The organism is Cupriavidus sp. SIMBA_020 (assembly GCF_046535395.1).
Classification (GTDB): domain Bacteria; phylum Pseudomonadota; class Gammaproteobacteria; order Burkholderiales; family Burkholderiaceae; genus Cupriavidus; species Cupriavidus campinensis.
In genome coordinates, this window is the sequence record NZ_JAWRWU010000439.1 from 1 (window position 1) to 277 (window position 277).

The window sequence follows — 277 nt, forward strand, 5'->3', positions numbered from 1 at the left end:
GGCTTGTTCCGGGGCCCGGAACGGGCGTTACTTTACACTCTTCTCGAACTTTTCCAGCAGCTCGTTGCCGCGCTTGACGATGTTCTCGGCGCCATCCTTGGCCGAGACCTTGCCCGACACGATGCGTTCGATTTCAGCGTCCTCGATTTCGCGGATCTGCGGCAGGAAGCCCAGGCGCAGGCCGCGCGATTGCGCGGTGGTTTCGACGTTCAACTGCTTGACGCCGACTTCGGTGCCCGGGTTCTTGTCGTAGAAGCCTTCCTTCTTGGTCAGCTCG

Annotated in this window: 1 pseudogene; it reads right to left on the minus strand. The window is 61.0% G+C overall.

The annotated features are described in order from the left end of the window. Positions 1-27: 27 nt before the first annotated feature. Positions 28-277: pseudogene (locus SB751_RS29950) on the minus strand (sn-glycerol-3-phosphate ABC transporter substrate-binding protein); the annotation flags it as partial.